The 5,238-nt window shown below is 69.8% G+C and carries 5 protein-coding genes; 2 read left to right on the top strand and 3 right to left on the bottom strand.

All coding sequences use genetic code 11. From position 1 onward, the window contains the following. On the top strand, positions 1-1,322 hold a 1,322-nt coding region (locus tag N801_RS18485), incomplete at its 5' end, for an MFS transporter (protein WP_035940782.1). Between the two features lie 23 nt (positions 1,323-1,345). On the opposite strand, the gene N801_RS18480 is transcribed toward N801_RS18485, so the two are convergent. The 3 genes from N801_RS18480 to N801_RS18470 form a co-directional block, all read right to left on the bottom strand. Then, positions 1,346-1,837, bottom strand: coding sequence for an amino-acid N-acetyltransferase (locus N801_RS18480; RefSeq protein WP_035940783.1), 492 nt, complete (start codon positions 1,835-1,837; stop codon positions 1,346-1,348). Between the two features lie 214 nt (positions 1,838-2,051). Continuing rightward, complete coding sequence (locus N801_RS18475; protein WP_035940781.1) at positions 2,052-2,621, bottom strand: hypothetical protein; 570 nt, start codon at positions 2,619-2,621, stop codon at positions 2,052-2,054. Positions 2,622-2,858: 237 nt separating this feature from the next. Beyond that, positions 2,859-4,274 carry an LVIVD repeat-containing protein gene (locus N801_RS18470; protein WP_035940780.1) on the bottom strand — a complete coding sequence of 472 codons (1,416 nt, stop codon included), beginning with the start codon at positions 4,272-4,274 and terminating at the stop codon, positions 2,859-2,861. A 181-nt stretch (positions 4,275-4,455) separates the two neighbouring features. Here N801_RS18470 and N801_RS18465 point away from each other — a divergent pair, with 181 nt between their 5' ends. Next, complete coding sequence (locus tag N801_RS18465) at positions 4,456-5,136, top strand: DUF305 domain-containing protein (protein ID WP_035940779.1); 681 nt, start codon at positions 4,456-4,458, stop codon at positions 5,134-5,136. Positions 5,137-5,238: the final 102 nt, after the last annotated feature.

Here is a 5,238-nt window from a genome sequence, read left to right as displayed (position 1 = left end):
CCCGCCTCGCCGGGCGCGGCGGCCGGGCCGGGACCCAGCGGGCCCGCGCGTTCGCCCGCTCGTCGGGGGCCGGCGAGAGCGGCCTGTCGCGGCTCGTCGAGCTCCACTTCGTCAACATCTGCGCCGACGCGGCGCTCACGGTCAGCCTCGCCGGGACGATCTTCGCGATCCCCACCGACGAGGCCCGGGCCCAGGTGGCGCAGTTCCTCCTGCTGACCATGGCGCCGTTCGCGCTGCTCGCGCCGTTCATCGGGCCGCTGCTCGACCGCTTCCGCCACGGGCGGCGCTGGGCCATCGGGACCACGCTCGCCCTGCGGGCGTTCCTCTGCTGGGTGCTGGCCGGCGCGGTGGCGACGGACTCGCCGTGGTTGTTCCCGGCGGCCCTGGGGTGCCTCGTCGCGTCCAAGGCCTACGGGGTGACCCGGTCCGCGGCGATCCCCCGGCTCCTCCCGACCGGGTTCACCCTCGTCCGGGCCAACTCCCGGATCGCCCTCGCGGGGGTCGCGGGCATGGCCGTCGGCGGCGGCCTCGCCGGCGCCCTGGCGCGGATCGGACCCGAGTGGTCGCTGCGACTGGCGTTCGTCATCTACGTGCTCGGGACCGTGCTCGCCGTCATGCTGCCGGCCCGGGTGGACTCCTCGGTCGGCGAGGTCGACATCGAGGACGCCCGCCCCCCGCCACGGCCGGTGTCCCGCGACCTCGTGCCGTTCGACGAGCCCGGTGGCCGGGTCGCCGGTGTAGCGGCCGGGCTCCGGGCCAGGGTCCTCGCCCTGCCGGTGTCGGTCCGGGCCGCGCTCGTCAGCGCCATGGGCGGCCGGCTGCTCACGGGCTTCCTCACCCTCTTCATGGCCTTCCTCATGCGCGAGAACCCGATCCCCGGCCACAGCGGGACCCTCGTCCTGGCCCTCGTCGTGGGCGCCGCCGGTGCCGGCAACGCGCTCGGGACGGTCGTGGGCAACGCCGCGCGCCGGCTGCCGCCGGACCGCATCGTCGCCGTGGCGCTGCTCGTCATCGTCGGCGCCGCGCTCGCGACGTCGCTCGCCTACTCCCTGGTCACCCTGCTCGTCCTCGGCCTGTGCGCGGGCCTCTGCTCGCAGGTCATCAAGCTCAGCACCGACGCGATCATCCAGCGTGACGTCGCCGAGAACGTCCGCACGAGCGTGTTCGCCTGGTCCGAGACCGTCCTCCAGATCGCCTGGGTGGTCGGCGGAGGGCTCGGGATCGCGCTCCCGCTCGTGCCGGAGGTCGGGTTCGGCGTCATCAGCGGGCTGCTCGTCGTCGTGCTCCTCCTGTCGGTGCAGGTCCGCCGCGCCCGCGCCTGAGGGCGGCGACCGTGCTCCCGGGGTCAGAGCACGCGGAGCATGCGGGTGTTGCCCAGGGTGTTGGGCTTGACCCGCTCGAGGTCGAGGAACTCGGCCACGCCCTCGTCGTAGGAGCGCAGCAGCTCGGCGTAGACCGACGGCTCCACGGCCTGGCCCTCGATCGGCGTGAACCCGTGCCGGCGGAAGAAGTCCGTCTCGAAGGTGAGGCAGAACAGTCGCTCCACGCCCAGCTCACCCGCACGCGCGACGAGCCGCTCGAGGATGCGTGACCCGATGCCGTGCCCGAGCGCCGCCGACGAGACGGCCAGCGTGCGGATCTCGGCGAGGTCCTCCCACAGGACGTGGATGGCGCCGCACCCGACGACCTCACCGTCGCGCTCGGCCACGACGAAGTCGCCGACCGACTCGTAGTAGGCCACCGCCTCCTTCTGGAGCAGCACCCGCTGCTCGGCGAGCGGGGCCACGAGGCCACGCATCGCGCGCACGTCCGAGGTCCGTGCCGGACGGATCCGTATGCCGTCCGTTCCGGGGGGCCGATCCGGACCTGCGGTCCGGTCCGGTCCGGCGGGGCGCTCAGGTCCGGTGGGGCGCTCAGGTCCGGCGGGGCGCTCAGGTGCGGTGCTCACGCGGACCAGTATCCCGGCATACGCGACGACCGGTCGCCCGCGCACGAGGCGGGGACGACCGTGCCGGGGCGGACCCGGCCCGGGACCGGCCGTGCGGGTCTGGTCAGTTGGTCGTGTACGCGACCCGGATGCGAGCCAGGTCGGTGGCGGTGGGAATCCAGGCCGTGCCGGCGAGGGCTTCGTTCTTGGAGATGAACGGCCGCATGATGTGGGGGTAGGCGGCGTGGTCCCAGTGGCCGAGACAGTGCGCGACCTCGTGGGAGACGATGGCAGCGAGCCACTTGCCGTACGGACGACCGACGCCACCGACATTCGTGTTGACGTTGACGGTGCAGTCGCCGATCTCGAAGCCCCCGTTCGGCCCGGTCTGGTACCACTTGCCGACCTCGACCCAGCCTCCCACCTTGGTTCCCGACCTGGCCGAGCTCCACCTGATGGTGATCCCTCGGTACGGGTCGGAGGACACCGGAACGAGGTCGATTCCCGTCCCCACCTCCCAGCGGTGAGCCGCCGTCGTGGTGCCCGAGACCCCCAGAGCGTTGTACACGGGGACGCTGTCACGGAAGAAGGGGTAGTCCACCCACGCCGTCGCAGCGACCGCGCTGGGCGGGGCGAGCAGCGTCGTGGCACAGGTGAGCAGGGCAGCGAAGAAGGCCGTGGGCCAAACCTTCATGGTGGGACTCCTCCACAGGGGGTGGACATCTCGGCTGATGTCTCAGTCAAGACGTCCATTCGGGTCACGTCATCATGGCCCAAAAGTGCGTGAAGGCGGGTAAAGGGAGGGTAAGAACTACTAGTCACAAACGCGAGATTCGGGAGAGAGCCGACGGCGGACGCGCACCGGCCGCCCGTGCACGAGGCACGGACGGCCGGTCCTTCAGCACCCTGGGGCGTTCAAGGTGCGAAGGTGTCAGCGGGTCTGGTAGACCGGCTGGCTCTGCGGGTTGAGCTCGTCCATCTTCACGTCGGCAGCCTTCTTGAGGCTGGGGTCGGTGATCTTGAGGACGTCGAAGCCCTTGCCGAGGTCGGACGAGAACACGTGGCCGTTGTAGTAGTACGACGACCAGGTGCCACCGCCACCGCCACCGACGTTGCCGTTCGGGCCACGTTCGAAGTAGCCGATCTCACGCGGGTTCTCGGAGTCGGTGAAGTCCCAGAAGGACGTGCCACCCATGTACCAGGACTGCACCATGACGTCGCGCCCGTTGAGCGGGATGAGCGAGCCGTTGTGGGCGACGCAGTTCTCGGAGGCGTTCTGGTGGCGCGGGATCTTGTAGTACGACTTGAAGGTCAGCTGGTTGTCGGCCGACAGGTCGTAGATGCCGTTGGCGCCGCGGGTCGGACCGACCGTGGCGTTGCACGTGGCCTGGCCACCGCCACCGAGCTCATCGGTGAAGATGACCTTGGTGCCCTTGTTGTTGAAGGTGGCCGAGTGCCAGAACGCGAAGTTCGTCGTGTCCTGGACCGTCTCGATGACCTTCGGGGCGACCGGGTTGGAGATGTCCATGATGACGCCGTCACCCATGCAGGCGCCCGCGGCGATCTTCTTGGACGGGTAGGCCGTGATGTCGTGGCAGCCGGTCGTCGCGGAGTACGAGTTGCCCGCCTCGTTGCGGCCGCCGGGGTTGCCACCGTCGGGGAAGAGGTTGGGCTCGGCGACGACCTTCGCGGAGGTCGGGTCGGCCTTGGGAACCTCGACGATGCTGATCGAGTCGTGCGGCGGCTGGCAGTCCGGGTAGTCGGCCCGCGGGGAGTACGACGACACGTAGATGAAGTCGCTCTTCTCGCTCGGGACGAGGGTGTTGGTGTGCGAGCCGCACTTGGTCTCGACGGCCTTGATGTAGACCGGGTTGGTCGGGTCGGAGACGTCGAAGATCTTGATGCCCTCCCACGACGCCTTGAGCGTCGTCGGCGACGTCGTCGACTCGCACGAGGTGTCGCTGCGCGAGGAGTCGGTGGAGAGGTAGAGCAGGTCGCCGGAGATGGTGATGTCGTTCTGCGAGCCCGGGCAGAGCACCCGCGAGAGCACCTTCGGGGAGGCCGGAGTGGACACGTCGTAGATGACGAACCCGTCGTAGTTGCCCACGAACGCCTTGTCGCCCGAGAAGGTGATGTCGCTGCCCGTGCTGTCCACGGGGGTGATGTGGGGGATGTTGAAGAGGTGCTGGACGTTCTTGCTGCGTCCGATCTGGTCGGGTGCGAGCTGCGTGCCGGACTTGCCGACCGCTTCGGGCTCGACGTCAGCGGCGCCGGCCGAAGCCACGCCCCAGCCGCTCGCGGCGAGCGCGGCGACAGCCGCGACTCCCACTGTGCGGAAAAGCCTCATATGGTTCCTCCTCCGTCGGGCCAGTCCGGCATGCGACTGCCCCAGATGAATGTGCGGTGCGCCCATGCTGACCGAAGAAGCCCACACGTTGGGTAAAGGGGAGGTAAGAAAGTTCCTACTGACAAGTTCTGTCCGGTCCGGACAACGTGGGTGTCCAGAGAGGCCAACTACAGTGCGGCGCATGCCCATTCGCCTCCGCGCCCTCGCAACGCTCTCGCTCGTCGTCATGCTGGGGCTCACCGGCTGCAGCGGGGACGAGCCGCAGCCGGTGCCCGGGACCCCGGGTCCGACCTCCACCGACCCGGTGATCCAGCCGGGCCTGCCGGGCGAGCCCAACGCGACCCTGAGCGGAAGCGCGGCGGCGACCGCCGGACCCAGGCCCACCGTGGCCGCGGGCGACGTGACGTTCTTCCAGGACATGATCGTCCACCACGCCCAGGCGATCGTCATGGTCGAGACGGCGATGCCGCGCCTCACCGACACGCAGGTCAAGGCGATCGCGTCGCGCATCGCCGACGAGCAGGACCCGGAGATCAAGTACATGGCGAGATGGCTCACCGACCGCAAGCAGGAGGTGCCGCCGCAGGCGACGAACCCCCGGCTCGGGGACCACTCGCACGACGGGATGCCGGGCATGGCGACGGCTGCGCAGCTCGCCGATCTCGCGAAGGCGTCGGGGGTGGCAGCCGACCGCCTCTTCCTCACGCTCATGACCGCCCACCACGAGGGGGCGCTCGCCATGGTCGGCGACCACGGCGATGTCGCGGGCGAGGAGACCGTGAGCGAGGTGGCCGCCGAGATCAACGTGACCCAGCTCAAGCAGATCCAGCAGATGCAGACGATGCTCCAGCGCCTGGCCTGACCCCCGGACCCATCTCGCCAATTCCCCTGTTGGGCACACGGCGTGTCTGTACCGAACGGGGGAATTGGCGAGTTAGGTGTACTGACCCGACAGGTTGGTTAA

The organism is Knoellia aerolata DSM 18566, from assembly GCF_000768695.1.
Lineage (GTDB): Bacteria > Actinomycetota > Actinomycetes > Actinomycetales > Dermatophilaceae > Knoellia > Knoellia aerolata.
The sequence above is the reverse complement of the archived record's forward strand: the minus strand, read 5'-3'. Positions and strand labels throughout refer to the sequence as shown.

Bases quoted from the DNA above. Each gene is read 5' to 3' on its own strand.
- N801_RS18475 (WP_035940781.1), bottom strand. From the start codon at position 2,621: ATGAAGGTTTGGCCCACGGCCTTCTTCGCTGCCCTGCTCACCTGTGCC.
- N801_RS18470 (WP_035940780.1), bottom strand. From the start codon at position 4,274: ATGAGGCTTTTCCGCACAGTGGGAGTCGCGGCTGTCGCCGCGCTCGCC.
- N801_RS18465 (WP_035940779.1), top strand. From the start codon at position 4,456: ATGCCCATTCGCCTCCGCGCCCTCGCAACGCTCTCGCTCGTCGTCATG.